Source organism: Pseudomonas sp. NPDC078416, from assembly GCF_050268485.1.
Taxonomy (GTDB): Bacteria; Pseudomonadota; Gammaproteobacteria; order Pseudomonadales; family Pseudomonadaceae; genus Aquipseudomonas.
In genome coordinates this window covers 217,767-244,510 of the sequence record NZ_JBNNGV010000001.1, presented here as the reverse complement: position 1 = coordinate 244,510, position 26,744 = coordinate 217,767, and the positions used below count along the sequence as shown (strand labels likewise).

Below are 26,744 nucleotides of genomic sequence, written 5' to 3'. Positions count from 1 at the left end.
AAAAGGTAGGGCCCTCCTGTCAGAACTACATGAAGAAGAGTCAAGCGGGCCGGGCGGAAAGCTTTCAGCGCAGGACCCGCACTACATCAATGGCGGGTATCGGAAGGGGTATCTACCCCACCCCCTGCAAACAGCTGCGCTACATCGGTTGCATCGAACAGATAGCGCTGATTGCAGAACTGGCAGTCGATCTCCACCGCACCGTGATGCTCGATCACCAACTGCTGTGCATCTTCCAGACCAAGACTGACCAGCGCATTGCCAGAACGTTCGCGCGAGCAGCTGCAACGGAACACCAGTGGCTGGACGTCGAACATGCGCACGACGTCTTCGTGGAACAGCCGTTTCAACACGGTTTCATTGGTCAGGCTGAGCAGTTCTTCGGCGGTCAGGGTGTCGACCAGCACATTGACGTGCTGCCAACTGGCCTCGCGCTCTTCCTGGTCTTTCAGCTTCTCGGCCGGCAGCTGTTGCAGCAGCAGCCCGCGCGCGCGCTTGCCGTCGGCCTTGATCCAGAAGCGCGTCGGCAGTTGCTCCGACATCACAAAGTACTCGGACAGGCACGCCGACAGGTCGGCGCCGTCCAGGCCCACGATGCCTTGATAGCGTTTGCCCTGACGCGGGTCTATGGTCATGGTCAGGTCACCCTCGGGCATCAGGTCGAGCAGCGTGGCGTCCGGTTTGACCAGGGTCTCGTCGTAGCGCGCGATGCCGCGCAGCTCCCGCTCGCTGGAGCATTCGACCATGAGCAGCGACACCGGCCCCAGCGACCGGGCCTGCAAGACCAGAAGACCGTCGAACTTGAGCGTGCCCACCAGCAACGCGGCGGCGGCGAGCATTTCGCCGAGCAACTGAGCGACCGGCTCGGGATACGGGTGTTTGGCAAGGACCTCGGCATAGCTGCGCTCAAGGGCCACGAGCTCGCCGCGCACGTCGCTCTCGTCAAAGATGAAGCGCTGGGTGTAATCGGTATCCGCAAAGTCTGACATAGGAGAAGGTATCTGAATGGATGACAAAATGATGACAACCGCCTATAAAGCGCGGTTTAAGCACCGCTTGGTGCACTGTCATGCCGATGGGGGCATTTTATGGACTATCCCGCGTTGTTCCAACCCAAGTGGAACGCCAAAAAATTCTTGCTGTGTAATCTGGTGGCGCTCGCACTGCTACTGCTGTGGATCTGGCCCACGGGCCACGCGGCTTTCACTCACTTCGACGAAGGCCTGTTTCACCTCCTGAACCGCCCGCTTGAGCAAAACAAAGCGTGGCTGTGGATCTGGGCGGTTGCCAGCATGCGGCCCTTCGACATTGTCGTCGGCCTGATTCTTCTCACGCTGCTTATAAAGGGCGACTGGGTGTTCAAATCCTTGCAAACCCGTGCCGCGCTGATTGGCTTTGTGCTGACGCTGATCCTGCTGCTGATCATCCGGACGGTGTTTTCCAAGATCATCGACCACAGCGCGCTGCAACATGACAGCGCATCGATGATGATCCCTGATGCCATCAAGCTCAGCGACATATTCCCGGGGCTTGAAGACAAGTGGCAGCTCAAGGATCGCTCCAGCCAGAGCTTCCCGGGCGACCACGCTTCGGTGCTGTTGATCTGGGCGATGTTCATGAGCGTCTACAGCCGTACGGTCGGCCAGCGCGTGGTCATCTGGGCGCTGGCGTTCCTGTTTATGATGCCGCGCCTGGTTGCCGGCGCACACTGGGGGCAGGACGACTACATCGGCGGCGTGATGATCGCGTTGCTCGCGCTGGGCTGGAGCTGCTACACCCCGTTCGTGGCCACTGCCACCGGATTTCTGTTTCGACTGACCGCGCCCGTCTTCAATGCGCTGAACCGCCTGCCGCTGCTCAAATGCCTGAGCATCATGAAGCAGGGCTCTCATTTGTAAGCTGCCTGTCGCTACCGAGCCGTCCGGGGTCGATTAACTCACGATCCCGGAAAGCGGCGAGATTGTCAGTCGTCACCCGAACGAAAATGAAACAATTGCCGGCGCTGCTTCTTGGTCGGCCTGCCGTCAGTCGTCACGCCCAGGCTTCCGGCCTTGCGCATCTCGGCGGCTTGCTCGCGTTTGGCAAGGCTCTCCGGCGTTTCGCTGTACAGCAGCTGAGCCTCAGGCGCGCCACGGCGGACAATCGACAATGCCTGGACGACGACGGTCCGCTCATCGAAGCCTGCTCTGATCTGCAACTCATCCCCCACACGCGGCTCTTTCCCCGGCTTGCAACGCTCGCCGCGGCAATGAACCTTCCCGCTTTCAATGGCGGCTTTCGCCAGGGCGCGCGTCTTGAAGAAGCGTGCCGCCCAAAGCCATTTGTCCAGACGGACTTTGTCGTCCTCGTCTGACTTCTGTGTCATCTGAATTCCTCAATCGTGTAATGGTCAGAAACCGTACTACGTCACGCCGGGGACGCAGTAACCGCCACCCTCGTTTACACTGCCCACCAAGACTAAAGCACCGGCTTCAGGAGAACGACGTGACAGACTTCCCAACGTCATTGACTGGTGGGTGCCAGGGCTGCAAAGAAAGCTCCGCGCTGGATTTCGACTTTGAATTTGCCTATCAGCCTATCGTGGACGTCCGCGACCACTCGGTATTTGCCCACGAGGCGTTGGTACGTGGCGTCAACGGCGAGGGTGCCTTGTCTGTGCTGAACCGGGTTGACGACACCAACCGTTACCGTTTCGATCAATTGTGCCGAACCCGCGCGATTTCAACTGCCGCCCGGCTGGGAATGGACGAACACCTGTCGATCAACTTCCTGCCGAATGCGGTTTATCGCCCCGAACTGTGCATTCGCAGCACCCTGGAATCCGCCCGGGCCCACAACTTTCCGCTGGACCGACTGATCTTTGAAACCGTCGAAACCGAGCACATTTGCAACAACAGCCACCTGACCAACATTCTTCGCCAATACCGCCAGTTTGGCTTCAAGACCGCCATCGACGATTTTGGCGCCGGGCACTCGGGACTGACCCTGCTCGCCGACTTTCAGCCTGATTTGATCAAGCTCGACATGGCGCTGGTGCGCAACGTCCATCTGGACCCCGCACGACAGGCCATCGTGCGCGGCATTGTCACAATGTGTACGGACCTGAACGTTACAGTGATCGCCGAAGGCATTGAACAGGCAGGCGAACGAGACTTCCTCGCCGACTGCGGCATTTACCTCATGCAGGGCTACTGGTTCGCCAAGCCTGCATTCCAGGCGCTGGCGCAGATCGATGCCGGTGCTTGGCAGAACGTGTAAACGAACGGAACCGCTTTGAAAACATTTGACCATCTAACAGTCATCGGCCTTCGCGAATGGGTGGCGTTGCCCCATCTGGGCGTCGCCGGGCTGCGCGCGAAAATCGACACCGGTGCCAGCACTTCCAGCCTGCACGCGACAGAAATAGAGCCGTTCGAACGGGACGGTGAGAAATGGGTGCGCTTCAACGCTCATCTGGGGACGGTGGTGCAGCTGCGTCATCGTCGCTGTGAGGCACAACTGGTGGCGATGAAAACCATCAAAAGCTCCAACGGTCACGCCCAGGTTCGCTACGTCATTCGCACGACGCTGGCGCTGGGGGATCGGGTCTGGCCGGTGGAGTTCACGCTGGCCTGCCGCAAGGCCATGCGCTACCGGCTGCTGCTGGGTTCCAAAGCCCTGATTGATGGCCAGTTGGTGGTCAATCCGGGCGTTACTTATATTCAGGACAAGCCGGTGTTCCCGGCTTCAAATCTCTCTGCCACAGGTGCTGCATGAAGATCGCTGTGCTTTCGCGAAACCCGCGTCTGTATTCAACTCGTCGTCTGGTCGAAGCTGGCATTCAGCGCGGCCACGAGGTCGTGGTGGTCGATACCCTGCGCGCCTATATGAACATTGCCAGTCATAAGCCGCAGATCCACTACCGAGGAAAACCCCTGGAAGGCTTTGATGCGGTCATACCCCGCATCGGCGCCTCCGTGACCTTCTACGGCTGTGCCGTGTTGCGTCAGTTTGAAATGATGGGCGTGTTCCCGCTCAACGAATCCGTCGCCATCGCGCGCTCCCGTGACAAGCTGCGCTCGCTGCAACTTTTGTCGCGACGCGGCGTTGGCTTGCCCGTCACCGGCTTCGCCCACTCACCGGATGACATCCCTGACCTGATTCAGATGGTCAACGGCGCACCCCTGGTGATCAAGGTGCTCGAAGGGACGCAAGGTATCGGCGTGGTGCTGTGCGAAACCGCGACGGCGGCTGAATCCGTGATCGAGGCCTTTATGGGCCTGAAGCAGGACATTATGGTGCAGGAGTACATCAAGGAGGCCGGTGGCGCCGATATCCGCTGCTTCGTGGTGGGTGACAAGGTCATTGCGTCGATGAAGCGTCAGGCGAAGCCCGGGGAATTCCGCTCCAACCTGCATCGCGGCGGCACCGCCAGCCTGATCAAGATCACCCCGGAAGAGCGTATGACGGCCATTCGCGCGGCCAAGGTCATGGGCCTGAGTGTCGCGGGCGTCGACATCCTGCGTTCCAACCACGGGCCGCTGGTGATGGAGGTGAACTCATCGCCAGGTCTTGAAGGCATTGAAACCACCACCGGCAAGGATGTCGCGGGGATAATCATCGAGTACATAGAGAAAAACGGCGGGCCGCACATGACCCGCACCAAGGGCAAGGGCTAAAGCCCAGTCCCGTTTCTGCACGAAGGCGTTGGTCGCGAGCACGTCGCCCGCCCAAGGCCTCCAGGCAGAATCACGAACGAATCAATCAGCATCCCGCGGCAGCAATAACCCCAAGGGCAGGCGAACTCTGGCCTCCAGCCCGCCTCCCGAACGATTACGCAACTCGACATTGCCGCCGTGCATCGCGGCGATTCGCTTGACGATCGCCAAACCAAGCCCTGTCCCCTTGCCGCTTCTGGCGCGGTCGCCACGGATGAAGGGATTGAAAATGCCCTCCAGCTCCGAAGGGTCGATACCCATGCCGCGATCCAGCACACTCAGAACCACATAGGGCGCACCGCTGTCGCCGGAAACGTAGGCCGCTACTTCAACGCCGTCACCGGCATGGTGCATCGCATTGCCAATGAGGTTGTTGAGCAGCCGCTTCATGGAAACCCGTCGCAACGGGAAAGGCGGAATGGACTCCAGGCACAACCGCACCTGTTCAACCGGGTTGTTGTACGGGGCGACGACTTCGTGGACCAGCTCGACCAGATCGACTTCTTCGACTTCTTCATCACGCCCGTCCCGGATGAATGCCAGGAATTGATCGAGGATGGCATCCATGTCTTCGATGTCGCGAACCATGCCCTCCATGAACTCGTTATTGGTCGGCATCAGTTCAAGTGACAGACGCAGCCGGGTCAGCGGCGTTCGCAAATCGTGGGACACCCCGGCCAGCATCAGCTCGCGCTCCTGCCCTGCCTGCTCCACGTCTTCTGCCATCTGGTTGAACGCGCGGTAGACCTCGGTTATCTCGCTGGGCGTGTCGCCCACCGGCAACCGCACGCTACGGCCCTGGCCTAACTGGCGGGCGGCAAAAACCAGGCGTTTGAGCGGCTGATTGAGCTGGCTGACGAAGATCCATGCCGAAGCCGTCGAGAGCAATCCGATCGCCAGGAACCAGCCCAACACGCTCCAGATCTTCTGCCCGCGCAACGGATGCGGGTACAGCGGCACTTTCAGCCAGCCATCGCCGAGACTCGGCGCCCTCACCCACAACGCCGGGGGCGCGTGGACACGCAGACGCACTTCGGTGTCCGCGCCCAGCTCATCCTGCATCTGCCGCTGGTAGATCTCGGAGTACGGCCAGTGCTGCTCGCCTTCCGGCACACCGCCGCCCACCACGCGGATCAGCCCGGCGGCGTCGGCGATGGTCTGCCGGTCACTCTCATCGGCCGCCCAGTAAGCCCGCAAAGTGAGCGCAACGCCGTGGCTGTACTGCCGATCGACCAGAACATCCTCGTTCATCAGCAGATAGACAAGGGTCAGCGCCTTCGAAAACAGCACGACAATGAGCACCAGCCACAGGGTGCGGGAGAAAAAACTTTGCGGGAACCAGAGCGGTGTCTTCATAACAGCAGCTACACACTTTGCGGAAGCGAGCCGGGCTCGCGAATTTGCGGAACACATGACACAGCAAAAACCAGTCACGCCAATGGCCGCTTTCGCGAACATCGAGGTGACTGGCTAACGGAGGCGGGCGTAAAACAGGCCCGGCAGGTTACCGTCTAACTTGCTGTTACTGCTTGTTGGCACCGTCTGGCACGAAAACATAACCCACTCCCCAGACCGTCTGAATGTAACGCGGCTTGGCAGCGTCCACTTCAATCAGACGACGCAGACGGGATATCTGGACGTCGATGGAGCGCTCCAGCGCGTCCCACTCACGGCCACGGGCCAGGTTCATCAGTTTGTCCCGGGTCAGCGGCTCACGGGCGTGCATGACCAGCGCCTTCAATACGGCGAATTCACCGGTGGTGAGCATGTGCACTTCGTCGCCACGCTTGAGCTCGCGTGTAGCGAGCGACAGCGCGTAGTCGCCAAAGGTGACGGTTTCGTCTTCCGTGGCAGGCGCGCCAGGTACGGGGGCGGATTGACGACGCAGCACGGCGCGAACGCGGGCCATCAGCTCGTCAGGGTTGAAAGGTTTTGCGAGGTAGTCATCAGCGCCGAGCTCGAGGCCCTTGATGCGGCTGAGCTCGTCGCCCTTGGCGGTGAGCATGATGATGGGGACTTGATTGTTCGCGGCGCGCAAACGGCGGCAGGCGGACAGGCCGTCTTCGCCCGGCAGCATCAGGTCCAGCACCACGAGGTGAAACACTTCGCGCGCCAGCAGCCGATCCATTTGCTCCACGTTGGGCACAGCCCGGGCGCGATAGCCCTTGCTGTTGAAAAAGCGTTCTAGCAGGCTGCTCAAGCCCGGGTCATCGTCAACGATGAGGATTTTCTCGCCTTCAGCCGTTTGTGCAGTGCTGCTCATTGGAAGCTCCTTTGATCTCGGCGCGCATTATGGCGTAGCTGCAGTTATGCGCACCGTGTGCATTGTTAGCAGATTTTTCCTGAATCCACATGGGTGCTCTCGTCGAGTCACCCGGGGGCAATTCACAGCATCTGCGCGGGCTGAAAGTAGCGTATCGACCGGGCAATCCCCTATTAAGGGCTCACTGGGTATAATGCGCCGCCTTCAAGGTCAGGCAACGCTCGTTCAAGGCGGTTCGCCAGCCGCTGATTTAATGCACACACATTTGCCAGGTGGTTTTATGGACAGTATCAACAGCCGCATCGCCGAGGAACTCGGCGTCCGCCCGCAACAGGTCGAAGCGGCCGTCGCGCTACTGGATGAAGGCTCCACGGTGCCTTTCATCGCTCGCTACCGCAAGGAAGTCACTGGCAGCCTCGATGACACGCAACTGCGTCATCTGGAAGAGCGCCTGCGCTACCTGCGCGAACTCGACGAGCGCCGCATCAGCATCCTTGCCAGCATCGAAGAGCAAGGCAAGCTGACCCCTGAACTGGCTCGCGATATCAAGCTTGCCGACACCAAGACCCGCCTTGAAGACTTGTACCTGCCGTACAAGCAGAAGCGTCGCACCAAAGGCCAGATCGCACTGGAAGCCGGCCTGGGCGAGCTGGCCGACGGGATCTTCAACGACCCGACGCTTACCCCTGAAGCCGAAGCCGCGCGGTTCGTCGATGCCGAAAAAGGCTTCGCCGACGTCAAGGCCGTGCTCGAAGGCGCCAAATACATTTTGATGGAGCGCTTTGCCGAAGACGCGACGCTGCTGGAGAAGCTGCGCAGCTTCCTCAAGCACGAGGCCGTGATCAGTGCCCGTGTAGTGCCGGGTAAAGAGGAAGAAGGCGCCAAGTTCCGCGATTACTTCGAACACGACGAGCCGCTCAAGAGCATGCCGTCCCACCGCGCGCTGGCGATCTTTCGGGGTCGCAACGAGGGCGTCCTGAGCTCGGCGCTGAAAGTCGGTGAAGAACTGCCCGGCACGCTGCACCCCTGCGAAATGATGATCAGCGAGCGTTTCGGCCTGCAGAATCAGAACCGCCCTGCGGACAAGTGGCTGGCCGAAGTCGTGCGCTGGACCTGGAAGGTCAAGCTGTACTCCAGTCTTGAAACCGACCTGCTCGGCGAGCTGCGCGAAGGTGCCGAAACCGAAGCGATCAACGTATTCGCTCATAACCTGCACGACCTGTTGCTGGCCGCACCGGCGGGGCCACGCGCCACGCTGGGTCTTGACCCGGGCCTGCGCACCGGCTGCAAGGTCGCCGTCGTCGACAGCACCGGCAAATTGCTGGACTACGCCACCGTTTACCCCCATGTGCCGAAAAACCAGTGGGATCAGACCATCGCCGTGCTGGCAGCCCTTTGCGCCAAACATTCTGTCGACCTGATCGCGATCGGTAACGGCACTGCCAGCCGCGAAACCGACAAGCTGGCCGGCGATCTGATCAAAAAGTATCCAGGCCTGAAGATGACCAAAGTCATGGTCTCCGAAGCCGGCGCTTCGGTGTACTCGGCGTCGGAACTCGCCGCCAAGGAATTCCCGGACCTCGACGTTTCGATCCGTGGCGCCGTGTCCATCGCCCGCCGCCTGCAGGATCCGCTCGCCGAGCTGGTAAAAATCGACCCGAAATCCATCGGCGTTGGCCAGTACCAACATGACGTATCGCAGCTGAAGCTGGCCCGCGGCCTCGACGCGGTGGTGGAGGACTGCGTGAACGCCGTCGGTGTGGATGTGAACACCGCTTCCGTGGCCCTGCTGGCGCGGATTTCCGGCCTTAACACCACGCTGGCGCAGAATATCGTTACCCACCGCGACCAGAACGGCGCGTTCAAGACCCGTGCGGCGCTGAAGAAAGTCCCGCGTCTGGGCGAGAAAACCTTCGAACAGGCCGCAGGCTTTCTGCGCGTCATGAACGGTGACAACCCGCTGGATTCGTCAGCCGTTCACCCTGAGGCCTATCCCCTGGTGCAGCGCATTGCCGCCCAGACCGATCGCGACATCCGCTCCCTGATCGGCGACGCAGGCTTCCTGAAGCGTCTCGATCCGAAGAAATTCACCGACGAAACCTTCGGTCTGCCGACCGTCACTGACATTCTTCAAGAGCTGGAAAAACCGGGCCGCGATCCGCGTCCGGGGTTCAAGACCGCTGAGTTCCAGGACGGCGTTGAAGACCTGAAGGATCTTCAGCCGGGCATGATTCTCGAAGGCGTGGTCACCAACGTCACCAACTTCGGCGCGTTCGTTGATATCGGCGTGCATCAGGACGGTTTGGTGCACATCTCCGCGCTTTCGGAGAAGTTCATCAAGGACCCTCGTGAAGCGGTCAAAGCCGGCGATGTGGTGAAGGTCAAGGTGATGGAGGTGGACATCCCGCGTAAGCGCGTCGGCCTGTCGATGCGCATGAGCGACACGCCGGGCGAGAAAGTTGATGGCGCTCGCGGTGCCCGTCCGGGAGCAGCGCCGCGTCAGCAGCAAAGCAATGCCCCTCGCAAGGAAGCCTCCACGCCGGCGCCGAGCAATAACCCGATGGCGTCGCTGTTCGCCAACGCCAAGCAATTGAAGAAGCGCTGATGGATATCCCTGACGAACTGACTCAGAGCGCTTACTTCAAGACCCTCGGATGCAGAGTGGTGCAACTGAACGAAGGTGTCGCCATCGTGGCCTTGCCGCTGGAGCCGCACCTGCGCAATCGCGGCAATGTGATGCATGGCGGCGCGCTGTTCAGTCTGGTCGACATCACGATGGGGCTGGCCTGCTCCAGCGCCCATGGCTTCGACAAGCAAAGCGTCACCGTGGAATGCAAAATCAACTACATGCGCGCCGTGGCCGAGGGCGAAGTCATCTGCACCGGCACGGTGCTGCATGCCGGACGCCGAACGCTGGTGGTCGAAGCTGACGTTCGCCAGAACGACAAGCTGGTTGCCAAAGCGCAGGGCACGTTTGCGATCGTCTAGCTGTCCGATAGCGTTATGAGTTAATTTCGGCACTGTTAGGCAGTGTCGAAATTATCTGATTTCCTTGCAGGAACGATCAGCGACGGGCATCGGCGTTAGGGCCATCGACGAGGCGAAAACGCCAGTTCCTTTCTTCACCCTTGTAGACCGCCATATCGCCCCCATATAGGGCCGACTGACGCGTGAAGGATTCCAACTTGAGCGAACTTCTCAACCGCCGCCTGACTCTGCTTGGCGAGCACTCCAACCTCTCCCTTCTGGAGAAGTGCTTGCACGGCATCGAGCGCGAATGCCTGCGCGTTACGGGCGAAGGCCGTCTGGCGCAAACACCGCACCCCGAAACCCTCGGCGCGGCGCTGACCAACGAGCAAATCACCACCGATTACTCCGAGTCGCTGCTGGAGTTCATCACTCCGGCTCTGGCCAACCCTGCTGATACGCTGGACAGCCTGGATAAGATCCATCGCTTCGCGTACAGCAAACTGGGCAGCGAATACATCTGGAGCCCTTCGATGCCGTGCCCGCTGCCGGCCGAAGCGGATATCCCGATCGCCTATTACGGCACCTCCAACATCGGCAAGCTCAAGTACGTCTACCGTCAGGGCCTTGCCCTGCGTTACGGCAAAGCCATGCAGTGCATCGCCGGCATCCATTACAACTTCTCGTTGCCCGAGGCCATCTGGCCCGTGCTCAAGCAAGACGCGAAATTCGAAGGCGATGACCGTGATTTCCAGTCCGAAAGCTATATCGGCCTGATTCGCAACTTCCGCCGTTACAGCTGGCTGCTGATGTACCTGTTCGGCGCGTCGCCGGCGCTGGACGCCAGCTTCCTGCGGGGCCGTTCGCATCAGTTGGAGCAGTTCGACGCCGAAACGCTGTATCTGCCTTACGCCACCAGCCTGCGCATGAGCGATCTGGGTTACCAGAGCAATGCCCAGGCGGACCTGACGCCTTGCTACAACGACCTGCTGACGTACACCGACAGCCTGCGCCGTGCGGTGGCAACGCCCTACGCGCCTTACGTCGAAATCGGCACGCACAAGGATGGCGAGTGGATTCAGCTCAACACCAATGTGCTGCAGATCGAGAACGAGTACTACTCGACTATTCGCCCGAAACGCGTCACCTATTCCGGCGAACGCCCGATTCAGGCGCTGGTTGCGCGCGGCGTGCAGTACGTGGAAGTCCGCTGCCTGGACATCAACCCGTTCCTGCCGGTCGGCATCGACCTTCAGCAATCGCGCTTCATTGATGCGTTCATTCTGTACTGCGCGCTGCACGACAGCCCGCAGCTGGCGAACAACGAGTGCGGCAACGCCAGCACAAACTTCCTGACCGTGGTCAAGGAAGGTCGTCGTCCCGGCCTGCAACTGAACCGCAACGACACGACGATCGACCTTAAAGTCTGGGCCAACGAGATGCTGGACACGATCAGGCCGATCTGTGAACTGCTGGATGCCAGCCAGGGCACGGATCAGCACGTCAAGTCGCTGGACGTTCAGCGGGCGAAAGTCGCGGACGCCTCTCTGACGCCTTCGGCACAAGTGCTGGCTGCGATGACCGAGCACAAGGAAGGCTTCACGGCCTTCTCGCTGCGCCAGTCACAGGTTCACGCTGACCATTTCCGCAGCAATCCGCTGAGCGCCGAGGACCAGACCCACTTCGAGAGCAAAGCGCGTGAGTCCCTGGCTCAGCAAGCGGAGCTGGAACAGACCGAAGAGAAAGTGGATTTCGATACGTTTGTGGGTGCGTATCAGGCGAGCATTCTGGCGATCAGCAACTGATCAAAGTGGGTCGTGTCATCACTGACACGACCCGATTAACCCTGAGGAAGTACCACGCCCTTCCTACATTGGATTTCGGTCGTTCAGCACCTGAGCAGCTGACCCACCGCCTTCGCGAGCAAGCTCACTCCTACAGGTTTTGCATCCAACGCTGATCACAGGTGCACTACGACCGCTGCGGGAGCGCTTGCCCGCGAAGGCGGCGTGTCAATCAACCGATCCGTCGCAGCCGAAATGCGTTCGCGGGCAAGCGCGCTCCTACAGGGGGTCGGGTCGATGCCGGTGTTGAATCCGGCATCACGCCTTAGATCGACTTCTCAAAAATCTTCGAATTACGCTGATAGTTGTACAGCGACGCGCGCGCGCTGGGCAGGCGATCAACGCTGCTGGCCTCGAAGCCGCGTTCCTGAAACCAGTGCGCCGTACGGGTTGTAAGGACGAAAAGGGTTTTCAGACCCAATGCCCGGGCGCGTTCTTCAATGCGTTCAAGCAACTCGTCGCCGCGCCCACCGTGGCGGTACTCGGGGTTCACCGCCAGACATGCCAACTCACCCGCCTCGGAATCGGCAATCGGATACAGCGCGGCGCAGGCGATGATCAGGCCTTCGCGCTCGACCACGCTGAACTGCTCGATTTCCCGCTCCAGCACTTCCCGCGAACGACGCACGAGGATGCCCTGCTCTTCCAGCGGCGTGATGAGGTCGATGAGCCCACCGACATCGCCAATCGATGCTTCGCGCACCAGCTCGAATTGCTCCTGGGCCACCAGCGTGCCGCCGCCCGCGCGGGTGAACAGCTCGGAGAGCAGCGCGCCGTCTTCGGCGTAGCTGACGATATGGCTGCGCGCCACACCCCCGCGACAGGCCTGGGCCGCGGCATCCAGCAGCTCCGCCTGGTAGTTGCTGCCCAGGCGCTGAAGGTGCGCGGGGACCTGTTGTGGACGCAGCTCACGGACTAATCGGCCCTGCTCGTCCAGCAAGCCTGACTCGGCGCCAAACAGCAGCAGCTTTTCCGCCCCCAGATCAATCGCCGCGCGCGTCGCCACGTCTTCGCAGGCCAGGTTGAAGATCTCGCCGGTGGGCGAATACCCCAGCGGCGAGAGCAACACGATGGAGCGCTCGTCGAGCAGACGACTGATGCCCTTGCGGTCGATGCGGCGCACTTCGCCGGTGTGCTGGAAATCGACGCCTTCAAGGACGCCGATCGGACGCGCCGTGACGAAGTTGCCGCCCGTCACGCGTAGCCGCGAGCCCTGCATCGGCGAAGCGGCCATGTCCATCGACAAACGCGCCTCAATGGCAATTCGCAGGGCGCCGACGGCGTCGATCACGCATTCGAGCGTGGCGAAATCGGTCACGCGCATGTCGTGGTGGAAATGCGGCGTCAGGCCACGGGCCTGCAAGCGGCTTTCGATCTGCGGGCGGGAGCCGTAAACCAGCACCAGGCGCACGCCGAGGCTGTGCAGCAACACGAGGTCGTGGACGATGTTGCCGAAGTTCGGGTGCTCGACGCCATCGCCCGGAAGCATGACGACGAAGGTGCAATCCCGGTGGGCATTGATATAGGGAGACGCGTGGCGGAGCCAATTGACGTAATCGGGCATATCCGAAAGGAGCCTGTAGTGGATGGACGAAGGGTGGAAACACTCAAGACGGCATGAGCTTTATCGTCGGAACAGGCATCGCAACACGCGTACTCTCCTTTTCGGTTAATTCTGAGACAGGCCCTGACTCAAGCAGCGCATGGGCGCGCTCAAGGGGTAGCCAGGCAGTAATGTTCGATCAATTGACGTAACAGACGCACTGTAGGCTGCAAACGTGACATTTCAAGATACTCACCGGGCTGGTGCGCACAGGCAATATCACCGGGCCCCATCACGATGGTTTCGCAACCAAGGCGCTGAAGATAAGGCGCTTCGGTGCCAAATGCCACTGCTTCGGCCGTATGACCGGTCAGACGCTCTGCGATTCGCACCAGTTCCGCATCGGCGCTTTCTTCAAACGGCGACACTTCCGAAAACAGCGGTGCGTAATCGATCTGCACCTGATGCAGTTCGGCGAGGGGTTGCAGCTTCTGCCGAATCGCCGCGCGCAGCACTTCAGGGTCCATGCCCGGCAGCGGGCGCAGGTCGAACTCCAGCGAGCACTGCCCGCAGATCCGGTTCGGGTTGTCGCCGCCATGGATGCAGCCGAAGTTCAGGGTCGGTTGCGGCACGCTGAACTGCGGATTGCGGTATTGCTCCTGCCATTCTCGGCGCAGGCCTTTCAGCTCGCCAATGGCGTCGTACATCGCTTCCAGGGCGCTACGCCCCAGGCTTGGGTCCGAGGAGTGACCGCTGCGGCCGAGAATCTCGATGCGCTCCATCATCACGCCCTTGTGCAGGCGGACCGGCTTGAGGCGGGTCGGCTCGCCAATAACCGCCGCGCGGCCCAGCACACCGCCGGCCGCAGCCAACGCCTTGGCACCGGCCATCGAGCTTTCTTCATCGCAGGTGGCGAGAATGATCAGCGGCTGCTTGAACGGTTGATCGAGCAGGGGCTGCAGCGCTTCGATGGCCAAGGCGAAGAAGCCTTTCATGTCGCAGCTGCCCAGTCCTACCCAATTGCCATCGACCTCGGTCAGCTTCAGCGGATCGGTCTTCCACAGCGCGTCATCGTACGGAACCGTGTCGCTGTGCCCCGCCAGCACCAGCCCGCCGGGACCGGTGCCGAAAGTGGCCAGCAGATTGAACTTGCCCGGGCTCACGTGCTGAATGTCGCAGGCGAAACCCAGATCGCCAAGCCACCCTGCCAGCAGGTCAATCACGGCGCGATTGGACTGGTCGAGCGCAGGCTGCGTACAGCTCACAGACGGCGCGGCGATCAGGGCGGCGAACTGGTCTTTCATGGACGGCAACGGCATAGGCGACTCCGGGGATGGGGTGCGACACGCCAGCCATCATAGGTCGATTGGCCCGCATGAATAAACTGTCGCGGTTGATGTCCTGTACACTGCACGGCCCACGCAGCTGTGTCGATTCCGGCTGCGACCCCTGTTATCAGCGATAGAGCGTTTGGATTCTCCGGCCATGCAGAAAGAAACCGAAATCAAACTCCGCGTCAGCCGCGAAACCCTCATAGCCCTGCGCGAGCACCCGTTGCTGAAGAAGCGCAACAAGAGCGGCTGGGAGCGGTTGGAGCTGTTCAATCAGTACTTCGACACCCCCGAGCGCGAGCTGGCCCATGCCAAGGTTGCGCTGCGCCTGCGCCGCGATGGCGACGCAATCATTCAGACCCTCAAGACCCGCGGCCAGAGCGTCGCAGGCCTGTCCGAGCGAAACGAATACAACTGGGATGTGCCCAAGGCCAAGCTGGACCTGAAGAAGCTCGACGGCGAATGCTGGCCTGAGCAACTGGCGGATCTGGACAAGAAAACCATCAAGCCGGTGTTCACCACTGACTTCGTCCGCGAGAAAGCGGAAATCGCCTGGGGTCGTGGCAAGACCAAGGTGGTGATCGAAGCGGCGCTGGACCTGGGCAAGGTTGTCGCCGGCAAGCAGCAGGAAGAAATCTGCGAACTGGAGCTTGAGCTGCGCGAAGGCGACCCTGCCGCGCTGCTGGAACTGGCCGCAGAGCTGGCCGAGAAACTGCCGCTGATGCCGTGCGATATCAGCAAGGCCGAACGTGGCTATCGCCTGTTCGACGCCGGCAGCTATTCGATCAAACTGCCGACGCCTGAGCTGCATGGCGAGCTCTCGGTAGACGACGCCTTCAGCGCCATCGCCTGGTTCCTGCTCGGCAGCAGCCAGCGTCTGGCCGAGCAATACCGTTTCAACGGTCACTGGAGCTTGTTGCAGGAGTGGGTAGAAGTGCTCGCTGAGCTGCGCGCCTTGGCCGGCAGCCTCGGTCAGGCCGCTCCTCGCGCAACGACCCATGACCTGCGCGCCGCGCTGGACGCCTTGCTGGAAGACTGGCGCACGCTGGTGCTCGCCGGTCAGGAAGATGGCGATGTACGCGCCGCTGCCCATGAGCAGTTCATCGAAGAGCTGCAGGACACCCGCTGGGGCCTGTTCTCGCTGACCACCTCGCGCTGGCTGATGGCGCGCAGCTGGACGGTCGAGCGCAACAACCGTGGCAATCGTCAGGGCCACGCGATGCTCAGCAGCTGGGTACCGCGTTTCCTGGGCGATGAAGCCACCGCGCTGAACCTGCCGCGCTATCAGCAGCAGCCGGAAGATCTGGCCGAGCAATTGCCGCGCATCGAGCGCATTCAGGTCTGGCTGCATTACGCCCGCCAGGCCCTTGACCTGCCTGAGCTGGATCGCCTGTACGGCGAGTTGAACAAGCTCGAGCAACTGGCGCACCTGGACATCACCGACGAAATCCTCGATGCCCGCGTTCAGCAAACCATCACCGTGCTGCAAAGCCGGGCGTGGAAGACATTGCTGAAGTTGTAAGACGCCGTACGCATAGGACCGGCTGACGCTGTTTTGGTAGGATCGGCTTTAGCCGGGAAGAGGCGAGTGGCAGCACCCTCAGTTTTGCGGTGTATCTACCGACGCCTTCCCGGCTGAAGCCAGTCCTACGAAAGGCACGCGGTGTGTCAGTGGGACGCGCTCCCGCCGGGAACTGGCTCCCTATCTGCCAATCGGCAAGCTGGTCGTGGATTTGATCTCCGACAGCGCGACCGTTGAATTCACCTCCTGAATGCCCGGCACCAGGGAGAGCTTTTCGAAGAAGAATCGCTCGTACGCTTCGATGTCCGGCGTGACGATGCGCAGCAAAAAGTCCACAGACCCCATCAGCACATAGCACTCCAGCACTTCGGGAAAGCCACGGATCGCCTCGGTGAATTCGGTGAAGTTGGACCGACCGTGGGCGTTGAGTTTTACCTCGGCAAAAATCTGTGTATTAAGGCCAATCTTCTTGCGATCCAGCAGTGTCACCTGCCGCCGGATCACGCCTTCCTCCTTGAGCCTCTGAATGCGCCGCCAGCAAGGCGACTGCGACAGGCCGACCTGCTCGGCGATCTGCGCGCTGGACAGCGACGCATCCTCCTGCAGCAGCGCCAGAATCTTCCGGTCGTAGGCATCAAGCTCAATTTGCATAGTTAATTCCTGAAGGTAGGCTGCTGCACATAAACAAGTCTCATATAGCCTAATACAGCGTATCTTCGATCAGATATTTCTTTTTCAGCGTGTAAAAATTCCTGCCATTGAACGTCATTGCTACGACGAGATTGTCAGGAGATCCCCATGCCGAATTTTGAACCCGCCAGCCCTGCACCTTTTCGCCACGATGCCTGGTCCGTGGCAAACGCTCACTGCCTGTCGCGTTATCAAATCCTCGCCGAGGCGGAAGCTGACGTACTCTGCAGGCTGCTCAACCTGTTCGCCATGCAGTACCTGATTCCCCAACAGGTCAGCGTCTTGCAGCAGAAAGGCATGCTGATGGTGAGCGTCGAAGTCGGCGGCATGACGTGGCACCGCGCTCAGGTGATTGGCGAAAAAATGCGCAACATGGTCAGTGTGTGCTCGGTCGAACTTGAACCCATGGGCGAATTACACGTCGTAACCGAGGCCGTCTCACTCGCCGCCAGTTGAGTGCTCCGAAAATATTGGCAACGCTTCGCTACCGGCAGGGCGCAACAACTGGCACGCTTGGGACTACTCTTGCTCAACACCGAAGTAAGTCGTCTCGTCCGAAGGAGCCCGCATGTCCGTCCTCGCCTCATCATCTCAGGACCGCTGGCTGGATCTGAACGAAGTATTGCGTGACCTCGTCGCGCAGGGATACCTCGATCAGGACAACGCCGAATATGCGCTCACGCTGCGCCGAGCCGCGCAGAATCTCCACGCCCACCCGCTCGAACTCATCGCCACCCAGCAGTTCGATAACCACAAGCGGCCCGGCAAGAAACTCGACCTCGAAACCTTGACCGCCTGGCTGGCGGAGCAATCCGGCCAGCCGTACATGCGCATCGACCCGCTGAAGATCAACGTTGCCGCGGTGACCCCGTTGATGTCCTACGCCTTCGCCCAACGCCACAAGATTCTTGCGGTGGACGTCGATCGCGACGCGGTGACCATCGCCAGCGCGCAACCCTATGTGAATGCGTGGGAAGCCGACCTCACCCACGTGTTGAAGATGCCGATCAAGCGCGTCGTCGCCAATCCCGTCGACGTGCAGAAACTGGCCGTCGAGTTTTACCGGCTGGCGAAATCGGTCAGCGGCGCGAGCGCCAGCGATCAAAAAATCAGCAACATGGGCAACTTTGAACAGCTGCTCAAGCTGGGCGCCAGCGATCAGGAGCCGGACGCCAACGACGCGCACATCGTCAATATCGTCGACTGGCTGTTCCAGTACGCCTACCAGCAGCGGGCGAGCGATATTCACATCGAGCCCCGTCGCGAGGCCGGTACCGTCCGATTCCGCATCGACGGCGTGCTGCACAACGTGTATCAATTCCCGCCGCAGGTCGCGATGGCCGTCACCAGCCGCCTGAAAAGTCTGGGCCGGATGAACGTGGCCGAGAAGCGCAAGCCCCAGGACGGCCGGGTGAAGACCAAGACGCCAGACGGCGGCGAGGTTGAGCTGCGGTTATCGACGCTGCCCACGGCCTTCGGCGAAAAGATGGTGATGCGTATCTTCGACCCGGAAGTGCTGCTCAAGGACTTCGACCAGCTCGGGTTCTCCGGCGATGACCTGCGTCGCTGGGAAGGCATGACCCGGCAGCCTAACGGCATCATTCTGGTGACCGGGCCGACCGGTTCCGGCAAGACCACCACGCTGTACACGACGCTGAAGATGCTGGCGACTTCGGAGGTGAACCTCTGCACCATCGAGGACCCGATCGAGATGGTTGAGCCGGCGTTCAACCAGATGCAGGTACAGCACAACATCGATCTGACCTTCGCCAGCGGTGTGCGCGCGCTCATGCGGCAGGATCCGGACATCATCATGATCGGCGAGATTCGCGACCTGGAAACCGCAGAAATGGCGATTCAGGCGGCATTGACCGGTCACTTGGTGCTGTCGACGCTGCACACCAACGACGCGCCCAGCGCTATCAGCCGTCTACTGGAGCTGGGCGTCCCGCATTACCTGCTCAAGGCGACGATCCTCGGCGTGATGGCCCAGCGTCTGGTGCGTACGCTGTGCCCGCACTGCAAGGCACCGATCGAAATGGATGAGGTTGACTGGCAGACTCTGACGCGGCCGTGGCAGGCGCCAGTGCCGAGCGGCGCGCACCGGGCGGTGGGCTGCGCGGAGTGCCGCGACACGGGTTATCGCGGGCGGGCGGGGGTGTACGAGATCATGTTGATGTCCGACGCCGTGAAGTCGCTGATCACGGCGGACCTGGACCTGACGACGTTGCGTCGCCAGGGCTTCAAGGACGGCATGCGCAGCCTGCGCTTGTCAGGCGCGCAAAAGGTCGCGGCGGGGCTAACGACGGTTGAAGAGGTGCTGCGCGTGACACCGCAGAGCGAGCAGCGCTAGCCCGCCGACTGCAGGAGCGCGCTTGCCCGCGGAAGCGTCAGATGACTCATCACCGAGTTAACGGACACACCGCAATCGCTGTAGGAGCCGGCTTGCTGGCGAATGAGGCGTGTCAGTCGATGCATTCGTAACTGACATAACGCGTTCGCCAGCAAGCCGGCTCCTACTGAGCCGGGTGGATCAACTTACCTTTGTATTGGACGATCTGACGTCTTCGCGGGCAAGCGCGCTCCTACAGGTTTACGCGCCGGCAATCCCCGGTCAGACCTTCATAAACGCCGTGCTTTCACTGGTCCGGCACCCCGAAATCCAGCACCACTTTCATCGCCTGCTGTTTGTCCCCCGCCAGTTCGAACGCCTGCACCGCGTCCTGAAATGCAATGGTATGAGAGATCACCGGGGTCACGTCGATCACCTTGCGATTGAGCAAGTCCACCGCCTGGGCGAATTCGGGGTGGAAGCGAAAGGTGCCGCGCAGGTCGATTTCCTTGCCCACCACAAGGTTCAGCGGAATCGCCACATCGCCGCCGAGCCCGACCGTCACCACAATCCCGCGCGGGCGCATGCACGTCAGGCCATCGCGCAAGGCGTGGGCGCTGCCGGAGGCCTCGAACATCACGTCGAAATAACCCTTGTCGGCGGTATAGCGCGCCAGTGCTTCGGGCTCGTCGCGCAGATTGTGGGTTTCGCTGGCGCCCATGCGGCGCGCGCACGCCAAGGCGCTGTCGCTAAGGTCTGCGGCAATGATCTGCAACGCACCCGCCGCGCGCAGGCTGCCGATCAACAAGTTGCCAATCGGGCCGCAGCCGGTCACCAGCACGCGCTGGCCGAACACACCGCCGGCGCGCTGGATCGCGTGAAGCCCGACCGACAGAGGCTCGGCCAGTGCGCCTTCAGCCAGCGTCGTGGTTGGCGCCAGCAGATGGGCCTGGCTTGACTCGATCACCAGATGCTCGCGGAACGCGCCCTGAATATGCGGAAACGGCATCGCGCTGCCGTAAAAGCGCATGTTCAGGCAATGGTTGGGCAGGCCTTCGTGACAGTATTTGCAGTCGCCGCACGGCCGTGACGGCGATACGGAAATTCGTTGTCCGACGCTGAAAGCGCTCTGCGCGTCGCCGACTTCCTCGATGACCGCCGAGATTTCATGGCCGAGGACCATCGGCTCTTTCAGCCGGACCGCACCGAAGCCGCCGTGCTGGTAATAGTGAAGATCCGAGCCGCAGATACCGCCGCGAGCCACGCGTACGCGCAGCTGGCCGGCAGAAAGCGGCAACGCTTCGTTGCCGGGCTCGACACGCAGGTCTTTCGCGGCATGGCAGACAATCGCTTGCATGGTCATTCTCCGGATTACAGCGATGCCGTGATGGCACCGTCGACGTAAAGGATGTGGCCGTTGACGAAGCTGGCCGCGTCCGAGGCCAGAAACACCGCCGCGCCCGCCAGCTCCGACACTTCGCCCCAGCGACGGCTCGGCGTGCGCTGCACCAGCCAGTCGCTGAATTCGGTGTTGGCCACCAGCGCAGCGTTCAGCTCGGTCTTGAAGTAGCCCGGCCCGATGCCGTTGACGTTGAGACCGAACGGGCCCCAATCGATCGCCATGCCCTTGGTCAGCATCTTCAGCGCGCCCTTGCTTGCGGTGTACGGCGCGATACCCGGGCGGCCCAGCTCGCTCTGCACCGAACAGATGTTGATGATGCGCCCGCGCCCACGGGGGATCATGCACCGCGCGACGGCCTGGCCGACGAAAAACGCGCTGTCCAGGTTCGTGCGCATCAGCTCGTGCCAGTCCGCCTCGGCGAACTCCGCCAGCGGCCCACGGCGTTGTATGCCAGCGTTGTTGACCAGGATTTCCAGCGGTCCGACGCGCTCTTCGATTGCCTGAACCGCAGCGGCGACCGCCGCGCTGTCCGTCACGTCAAAACGCTGGGTATGAACCCCATGCCCCTCGGCCGCCAGCGCCTGGGCGGCCGATTGCAGCGTCTCGGCATTGCGGCCGTTGAGCACGACCGTCGCGCCTGCTTCGGCAAGGCCCCGGGCAATCGCCAGGCCGATGCCCGCGCTGGAGCCCGTGATCAGAGCCACCCTGCCGTCGAGACGAAAACTTTCCAGAACAGCCATGACGCCCTCCTATTGTTTTTGTGGCTTAAGTCTCAATGTGCTGCCCCAGCTATTCTTCCAGTGGTACAAGAAAGGTTCGCGGCGCATAAGGCAGTCACCGTACTCTGCCCTATCAACTTCTCATCGTCATCAACAGGGATCCGTTATGCAAACCGGTAGTGTGGTTTTACTTTTCGTGGCGCTGGCCATCGCCATCGTCTTCATGGGCTTCAAAGTGGTGCCCCAGGGTTACCAGTGGACCGTCGAACGCTTCGGGCGCTACACCAACACCCTTAAGCCCGGACTGAACATCATCGTGCCGCTGGTGGACCGCATCGGGCACAAGTTGAACATGATGGAGACCGTGCTCGACATCCCGCCCCAGGAGGTCATCACGTCCGACAATGCCACGGTGCAGATCGACGCCGTGTGTTTCTATCAAGTGGTCAACTGCGCCCAGGCCGCCTACGAGGTCAACAACCTGCAACACGCTATCCGCAACCTGCTGCAGACCAATATCCGCACCGTGCTGGGTTCGATGGAGCTGGATGCGATGCTCAGCCAGCGTGACGGCATCAACGAGCGCCTGCTGCGGATCGTTGATGAAGCCACCGCCCCTTGGGGCATCAAGATCACCCGGATTGAAATAAAGGACATCAGCCCGCCCGCCGACCTCATGGCGGCGATGTCGGGTCAGATGAAGGCCGAGCGTATCAAGCGGGCGCAGATCCTTGAGGCCGAGGGCCTTCGCGCGTCCGCCATTCTCACCGCCGAGGGCAAGAAGCAGGCGCAGATTCTGGAAGCCGAGGGTGAGCGCCAGGCGGCCTTTCTGGAATCCGAAGCCCGCGAGCGTCAGGCCGAGGCTGAGGCACGCGCAACCCAAGTGGTTTCCGAAGCCATCGCGGCAGGTGACGTGCAGGCAATCAATTATTTCGTCGCGCAGAAATACATTGATGCGCTGGGGAAACTGGCGTCGGCCAATAACAGCAAGGTCATCCTCATGCCGCTGGAGGCCAGTCAGATGATCGGCGCCATTGGCGGCATTGGCGAGATCGTCAAGGCATCGTTCGACACGCCCAAGCCTGAAGCCGGCAAGCGAGTGTGAGCCATGTGGAATTATCTGCACGATCTGTCGTTTTGGGACTGGCTGGGGCTCGGCGCTGTGCTGCTGATCCTGGAAGTGTTCGGCGCGGGCGGTTATCTGCTGTGGATCGGGGTCGCTGCGGCGGGCGTCGGCGTCCTCACTTACATCCTGCCGGGCTTAAGCTGGGAAGTGCAGTTCCTGCTGTTCGCCGTGCTATCGGTCCTGACGGCGCTGTACTGGTGGCGGCGTCAGCGCAGTGTTCAGCGCAGGTCGGACCAGCCTGGCCTGAACATGCGCGGTTCGGAATTGATCGGGCACACGTTTGCCGTACACGACGCCATTGTCAGCGGCCGCGGCAAAATCAAAGTCGGCGACGGCGTCTGGATGGTCACCGGCCCGGATACGCCGGCCGGCGAACAGGTCCGGGTGATCGCGCAGGATGGAACGATTTTGCAGGTCGAGGCTATATGAGGCCCTGCGCATGGGAACTAGAACGGGAGATGGCGTATCAAATCGTTTCAGAACAAACCAACATCGGAGTACCCGTCATGCGTCTTAAACTTGCTGTAGCCACGTTAGCCTTGCTTTCCCTGCCGGTCGGTTCAGCAATGGCCGACGGTTTTCTGCGGGATGTGCTTTCATCTGGTGCCACAACCGGTTCCACCTATCTCACCTTCCGTCACCACAAGCTGATCGTCGCTGCACAAGACGACGCTGGCAGCTTCGTGGCCAGCAATGGCGAAATCCGTGGCCCATATCTGGAAGCAGCCATGGATCAAGTACGCAAAGACAATCCGGCTCTGAAGGCATCGGACATGGACCTGGCAAACGCCATCCTGGCGAAGAATCTGGTTGCCGAGCAATAAGGCGGACCCGTCGGGATGAGTCGGCGGCACAACGCCAATCTCGCTCCCCAAAAAAAAGCCGCTCATCTGAGCGGCTTTTTTGCATCTGACTGATCGGCTTATTCGCCGATCAGCGCCTTGTAGCCGGCTGCGTCGAGCAGCTTGCCCAGGTCTGCGGCATTGGCAGGCTTGACCTTGAAGATCCACGAATCGTAAGGCGAGTTGTTCAATGCCTCTGGCTCCCCGGCCAGCGCTTCGTTGACTTCGACGACTTCGCCCGCCACTGGCGAGTAGATGTCAGACGCAGCCTTTACCGACTCAACGACACCTGCCTGATCACCTGCGGCCGAGAAAACTTTCCCTACCTCAGGCAGCTCGACGAACACGACGTCACCCAGCGCTTCCTGCGCATGATCAGAGATACCGACAACGATCAGATCTCCCTCTTGCCTGGCCCACTCGTGGCTCTCGGCAAAACGCAGTTCGGCGGGAATAGTGCTCATGTTCTTCTCCTCTCTACTTCATCAGGTCAGCGGAAAAACCCGCCAGGGATGGCTTCAATATCAGGGTTATATCAGGGCCTTGCCGTGACGCACGAATGCGGGTCGAACCACTCGGACCGGGTACCACTTGCCCCGGATTTCAACCTCGGCACGGTCAGCGGTGGCCATCGGCACTCGCGCCAGCGCAATCGACTTGCTTAGCGTAGGAGAGAAACTACCACTGGTGATCTCTCCTTCGCCAACTTCCGCTATTCGGACGACCTGATGAGCGCGCAAAACGCCCCGTTCTTCAAGGACCAACCCTACAAGCTTGGAGGGAATCCCTCGCGTGCGCTCTGCTTCGAGTGCAGCGCGCCCGATGAACGTGCGGTCTTCAGGCATCCACGCGACCGTCCAGGCCATATTGGAGGTCAGCGGCGACACCTGCTCGTCGATTTCCTGACCGTACAGGTTCATGCCCGCTTCCAGGCGCAGCGTATCGCGGGCGCCCAATCCAATCGGTGAGATGCCGGCGCCGACCATGTCATTGAAAAAGGCACAGGCCTCAGTGGCTGGCAGGATGATTTCCAGGCCGTCTTCACCCGTATAGCCCGTACGGGCAATGAACCACTCGCCCTCTTGCTGGCCTTCGAAAGGTCTGAGGGTGTGGATAAGCGCGGTGCGTTCCTGATTGACCAGTTCGCCGATCTTCTGCCGGGCGTTAGGGCCCTGAATGGCGAGCATGGCCAGCTCCGAGCGGTGCTTGATGCGCACGTCGTAGCCGGCCAGGTTGGCGTTCATCCAGGCCAGGTCCTTGTCGCCGGTCGCTGCGTTGACCACCAGTCGATAACCTTCGTCGGTCTGGTAAACGATCATGTCGTCGACGATGCCGCCATGGGTGTCGAGCATCGCGCTGTAAAGCGCCTGCCCGGTCTGTTGCAACCTACCGACGTCGTTGGCCAGCAGATGCTGCAGCCAGGGCTTGGCCTGACTGCCGGATACGTCGAGCACATGCATGTGCGACACGTCGAAAATTCCGCAGTCCCGGCGCACCTGATGGTGCTCCTCGACCTGGGAGCCGTAGTGCAAGGGCATGTCCCAACCACCAAAATCGACCAGCTTCGCGCCGAGCGCGAGGTGCAGGTCAAAGAGGGGCGTACGCTGTCCCATGGGTTTCTCCTTCCGGGCGTGGCGAAGACGCAGTCCCTGACAATCCCGCAAATCCCCCGTGAATTGGGGTCTGAAACCTTTGCTAATTTGTGGAATTGTCTGACAGACCGAGTCGATTGCGGCGCATTGTAGCCGCAAGGTTAGGACCCCGCACCTAACCAATCGGCTTGGCCGAACGTCTGATCAAACCGATGACCGGGAGCAGTCCGACCAGCACCAACGTCAGCGCAGGCAACGCCGCACGTGCCCACTCACCTTCGCTGGTCATTTCGAAGATACGCACGGCCAGCGTGTCCCAGCCAAAAGGGCGCATGAGCAGCGTGGCGGGCATTTCCTTGAGGACGTCGACGAAGACCAGCAGCGCAGCGCTCAACGTGCCGGGTATGAGCAGCGGCAGATAAATCCTGAAAAACAATCGTGGCCCGCTGACACCCAGACTGCGCGCGGCTTCGGGCAGTGACGGGCGAATGCGCGACAGGCTGTTCTCGAGCGGCCCGTATGCGACCGCGATAAAGCGCACCAGATAAGCAAGCACGAGCGCCCCCAGGCTTCCCAGCAGCAACGGCCTGCCAGCGCCGCCCAGCCAGCTGGATAACGGCACAACCAGTTCCCGGTCCAGATAACTGAACGCCAGCATGATCGACACCGCCAGCACCGAGCCGGGCAGCGCATAGCCAATGTTGGCGACGCTGACGCCCGAGCGAATGGCGCGTGTGGGGGCGAGCCGCCGGGCAAACACGAGGATCATCGCGACGCACACCGTGACCAGCGCAGCGATGCCGCCCAGATAAAGCGTGTGCAGAATCAACCCGGCGTAGCGCTCGTCGAGGTCGAAACGCCCGCGTTGCCAGACCCAGACAATCAACTGCAGGAGCGGCACCACAAACGCGCAGGCGAACACCAGCCCACACCATGTGCTGGCGGCGGCGGCTTTTAATCCATGCAGGTGATACAGCGCCATGACCCTCGGGCGCTCGTTGCTCGGCCGGCTCGCCCCCCGTGCGCGATGCTCGCCGTACAGCAGGAGCATGACGGCCAGCAGCAGCAGGCTCGCCAGTTGCGCGGCGCTCGACAGGCTGAAGAAGCCGTACCAGGTTTTGTAGATCGCGGTGGTGAAGGTGTCGAAGTTGAACACCGACACCGCGCCGAAATCCGCCAGGGTTTCCATCAACGCCAACGCGACACCGGCACCGATCGCCGGCCTCGCCATGGGCAATGCCACGCGCCAGAACGCTTGCCACGGCGACTGCCCCAGAATGCGCGCCGCCTCCATCAGGCCTTTGCCCTGCGCCAGAAAAGCCGTACGCGCCAACAGGTACACGTAGGGATAAAACACCAGCACCAACACGATAATCACACCGCCGGTAGAACGCACTCGCGGCAGACGCAGGCCGGAGCCGAACCACTCGCGCAATAGCGTCTGCACCGGGCCTGCGAAATCCAGCAAACCCACAAAGACAAACGCCAGCACATACGCCGGGATGGCAAACGGCAGCATCAGCGCCCAGTCGAGCCAGCGCCGCCCCGGAAACTCACACAGCGCCGTCAGCCACGCGAGACTCACGCCCAGCAGCGTGACGCCCAGGCCCACGCCGAGCACCAGCGTGAAGGTGTTGCCCAGCAACCGTGGCATCTGGGTTTCCCAGAGGTGGGACCAGATCTGCTGATCGATGGTTTGCCAGGAGAACAGCAACACGCTTAACGGCAGCAGCACCAGCGCGGCGATGGTGAACACCAGGGGGTACCAGCGACGCTGGGGGGAGTGGGCCAAGGAGAATACTCATAGAGTGAGAGATCGGCTGCAGGAGCCCGCTTGGCCACGATGAAAAGGTGTCAGGCACCTTTTATGTCAC

The 26,744-nt window shown here is 61.2% G+C and carries 25 protein-coding genes; 13 read left to right on the top strand and 12 right to left on the bottom strand.

Features of this window, described 5'->3' with window-relative positions; all coding sequences use genetic code 11:
- Positions 1–86: 86 nt before the first annotated feature.
- Positions 87–989 (bottom strand): Hsp33 family molecular chaperone HslO, encoded by a 903-nt coding sequence (hslO, locus tag ACQKEN_RS01150; protein WP_427683055.1) that lies wholly within the window; start codon positions 987–989, stop codon positions 87–89.
- 99 nt (positions 990–1,088) lie between these two features.
- Here hslO and ACQKEN_RS01145 point away from each other — a divergent pair, with 99 nt between their 5' ends.
- Positions 1,089–1,898: a phosphatase PAP2 family protein gene (locus tag ACQKEN_RS01145; protein ID WP_427683053.1), complete on the top strand. Its 810-nt coding sequence runs from the start codon at positions 1,089–1,091 to the stop codon at positions 1,896–1,898.
- 65 nt (positions 1,899–1,963) lie between these two features.
- Here ACQKEN_RS01145 and ACQKEN_RS01140 read toward each other — a convergent pair whose 3' ends face one another.
- Positions 1,964–2,365: an RNA-binding S4 domain-containing protein gene (locus ACQKEN_RS01140; RefSeq protein WP_122534069.1), complete on the bottom strand. Its 402-nt coding sequence runs from the start codon at positions 2,363–2,365 to the stop codon at positions 1,964–1,966.
- Positions 2,366–2,484: 119 nt separating this feature from the next.
- Between ACQKEN_RS01140 and ACQKEN_RS01135 the strand changes: the two genes are divergently transcribed.
- The 3 genes from ACQKEN_RS01135 to rimK are packed head-to-tail and all read left to right on the top strand — an operon-like array spanning position 2,485 to position 4,658.
- On the top strand, positions 2,485–3,258 hold the full coding sequence (locus ACQKEN_RS01135; RefSeq protein WP_427683051.1) for an EAL domain-containing protein: 774 nt from the start codon (positions 2,485–2,487) through the stop codon (positions 3,256–3,258).
- Between the two features lie 42 nt (positions 3,259–3,300).
- The gene (locus ACQKEN_RS01130; protein WP_427683777.1) at positions 3,301–3,756 is read left to right on the top strand and encodes an ATP-dependent zinc protease family protein; all 456 of its coding nucleotides are present in this window, start codon (positions 3,301–3,303) and stop codon (positions 3,754–3,756) included.
- Positions 3,753–4,658, top strand: coding sequence for a 30S ribosomal protein S6--L-glutamate ligase (gene rimK / locus ACQKEN_RS01125; protein WP_133773681.1), 906 nt, complete (start codon positions 3,753–3,755; stop codon positions 4,656–4,658). The genes ACQKEN_RS01130 and rimK overlap by 4 nt, the downstream gene beginning before the upstream one ends.
- A gap of 81 nt (positions 4,659–4,739) precedes the next feature.
- On the opposite strand, the gene ACQKEN_RS01120 is transcribed toward rimK, so the two are convergent.
- Together ACQKEN_RS01120 and ompR are read right to left on the bottom strand one after the other, a co-directional pair.
- Positions 4,740–6,053, bottom strand: coding sequence for an ATP-binding protein (locus ACQKEN_RS01120; RefSeq protein WP_065987439.1), 1,314 nt, complete (start codon positions 6,051–6,053; stop codon positions 4,740–4,742).
- Between the two features lie 166 nt (positions 6,054–6,219).
- On the bottom strand, positions 6,220–6,960 hold the full coding sequence (gene ompR, locus ACQKEN_RS01115; RefSeq protein ID WP_065987440.1) for a two-component system response regulator OmpR: 741 nt from the start codon (positions 6,958–6,960) through the stop codon (positions 6,220–6,222).
- A gap of 280 nt (positions 6,961–7,240) precedes the next feature.
- On the opposite strand from ompR, the gene ACQKEN_RS01110 reads away from it, so the two are divergent.
- The 3 genes from ACQKEN_RS01110 (at position 7,241) to gshA (ending at position 11,732) form a co-directional block, all read left to right on the top strand.
- Complete coding sequence (locus ACQKEN_RS01110) at positions 7,241–9,565, top strand: Tex family protein (protein WP_427683047.1); 2,325 nt, start codon at positions 7,241–7,243, stop codon at positions 9,563–9,565.
- Positions 9,565–9,948, top strand: coding sequence for a PaaI family thioesterase (locus tag ACQKEN_RS01105; protein ID WP_427683045.1), 384 nt, complete (start codon positions 9,565–9,567; stop codon positions 9,946–9,948). The genes ACQKEN_RS01110 and ACQKEN_RS01105 overlap by 1 nt, the downstream gene beginning before the upstream one ends.
- A gap of 197 nt (positions 9,949–10,145) precedes the next feature.
- A complete protein-coding gene (gene gshA / locus ACQKEN_RS01100) occupies positions 10,146–11,732 on the top strand; it encodes a glutamate--cysteine ligase (protein ID WP_427683043.1) in 1,587 nt (528 codons plus the stop codon).
- 304 nt (positions 11,733–12,036) lie between these two features.
- On the opposite strand, the gene argA is transcribed toward gshA, so the two are convergent.
- Both argA and argE read right to left on the bottom strand, forming a co-directional pair.
- The gene (gene argA / locus ACQKEN_RS01095; RefSeq protein WP_427683041.1) at positions 12,037–13,335 is read right to left on the bottom strand and encodes an amino-acid N-acetyltransferase; all 1,299 of its coding nucleotides are present in this window, start codon (positions 13,333–13,335) and stop codon (positions 12,037–12,039) included.
- 149 nt (positions 13,336–13,484) lie between these two features.
- A complete protein-coding gene (gene argE, locus ACQKEN_RS01090) occupies positions 13,485–14,633 on the bottom strand; it encodes an acetylornithine deacetylase (RefSeq protein WP_427683039.1) in 1,149 nt (382 codons plus the stop codon).
- A 166-nt stretch (positions 14,634–14,799) separates the two neighbouring features.
- Here argE and ACQKEN_RS01085 point away from each other — a divergent pair, with 166 nt between their 5' ends.
- A complete protein-coding gene (locus ACQKEN_RS01085) occupies positions 14,800–16,167 on the top strand; it encodes an inorganic triphosphatase (protein ID WP_427683037.1) in 1,368 nt (455 codons plus the stop codon).
- A gap of 180 nt (positions 16,168–16,347) precedes the next feature.
- On the opposite strand, the gene ACQKEN_RS01080 is transcribed toward ACQKEN_RS01085, so the two are convergent.
- Positions 16,348–16,818: an Lrp/AsnC family transcriptional regulator gene (locus ACQKEN_RS01080; protein WP_065987447.1), complete on the bottom strand. Its 471-nt coding sequence runs from the start codon at positions 16,816–16,818 to the stop codon at positions 16,348–16,350.
- Positions 16,819–16,965: 147 nt separating this feature from the next.
- Here ACQKEN_RS01080 and ACQKEN_RS01075 point away from each other — a divergent pair, with 147 nt between their 5' ends.
- Complete coding sequence (locus tag ACQKEN_RS01075) at positions 16,966–17,313, top strand: hypothetical protein (RefSeq protein ID WP_427683035.1); 348 nt, start codon at positions 16,966–16,968, stop codon at positions 17,311–17,313.
- Positions 17,314–17,425: 112 nt separating this feature from the next.
- The gene (locus ACQKEN_RS01070) at positions 17,426–19,210 is read left to right on the top strand and encodes a GspE/PulE family protein (protein WP_427683033.1); all 1,785 of its coding nucleotides are present in this window, start codon (positions 17,426–17,428) and stop codon (positions 19,208–19,210) included.
- Between the two features lie 286 nt (positions 19,211–19,496).
- On the opposite strand, the gene ACQKEN_RS01065 is transcribed toward ACQKEN_RS01070, so the two are convergent.
- Both ACQKEN_RS01065 and ACQKEN_RS01060 read right to left on the bottom strand, forming a co-directional pair.
- Complete coding sequence (locus ACQKEN_RS01065; protein WP_427683031.1) at positions 19,497–20,546, bottom strand: L-idonate 5-dehydrogenase; 1,050 nt, start codon at positions 20,544–20,546, stop codon at positions 19,497–19,499.
- Positions 20,547–20,560: 14 nt separating this feature from the next.
- Positions 20,561–21,331, bottom strand: a complete 771-nt coding sequence (locus ACQKEN_RS01060; protein WP_427683029.1) for a glucose 1-dehydrogenase — start codon at positions 21,329–21,331, stop codon at positions 20,561–20,563.
- A gap of 145 nt (positions 21,332–21,476) precedes the next feature.
- Here ACQKEN_RS01060 and ACQKEN_RS01055 point away from each other — a divergent pair, with 145 nt between their 5' ends.
- The 3 genes from ACQKEN_RS01055 to ACQKEN_RS01045 all read left to right on the top strand — a co-directional run bounded on the left by ACQKEN_RS01055 (position 21,477) and on the right by ACQKEN_RS01045 (position 23,260).
- The gene (locus tag ACQKEN_RS01055) at positions 21,477–22,415 is read left to right on the top strand and encodes an SPFH domain-containing protein (RefSeq protein ID WP_265387586.1); all 939 of its coding nucleotides are present in this window, start codon (positions 21,477–21,479) and stop codon (positions 22,413–22,415) included.
- Positions 22,416–22,418: 3 nt separating this feature from the next.
- On the top strand, positions 22,419–22,865 hold the full coding sequence (locus ACQKEN_RS01050; RefSeq protein ID WP_427683027.1) for an NfeD family protein: 447 nt from the start codon (positions 22,419–22,421) through the stop codon (positions 22,863–22,865).
- 77 nt (positions 22,866–22,942) lie between these two features.
- Positions 22,943–23,260, top strand: a complete 318-nt coding sequence (locus ACQKEN_RS01045; RefSeq protein ID WP_065987516.1) for a DUF2388 domain-containing protein — start codon at positions 22,943–22,945, stop codon at positions 23,258–23,260.
- A gap of 98 nt (positions 23,261–23,358) precedes the next feature.
- Here the strand turns inward: ACQKEN_RS01045 and gcvH are convergent, their stop codons facing one another.
- The 3 genes from gcvH to ACQKEN_RS01030 form a co-directional block, all read right to left on the bottom strand.
- Positions 23,359–23,742 (bottom strand): glycine cleavage system protein GcvH, encoded by a 384-nt coding sequence (gcvH, locus tag ACQKEN_RS01040; RefSeq protein WP_427683026.1) that lies wholly within the window; start codon positions 23,740–23,742, stop codon positions 23,359–23,361.
- A gap of 66 nt (positions 23,743–23,808) precedes the next feature.
- Positions 23,809–24,891 (bottom strand): glycine cleavage system aminomethyltransferase GcvT, encoded by a 1,083-nt coding sequence (gene gcvT, locus ACQKEN_RS01035; RefSeq protein ID WP_427683024.1) that lies wholly within the window; start codon positions 24,889–24,891, stop codon positions 23,809–23,811.
- Positions 24,892–25,045: 154 nt separating this feature from the next.
- The gene (locus ACQKEN_RS01030; protein ID WP_427683022.1) at positions 25,046–26,662 is read right to left on the bottom strand and encodes an ABC transporter permease; all 1,617 of its coding nucleotides are present in this window, start codon (positions 26,660–26,662) and stop codon (positions 25,046–25,048) included.
- Positions 26,663–26,744 lie beyond the last annotated feature (82 nt).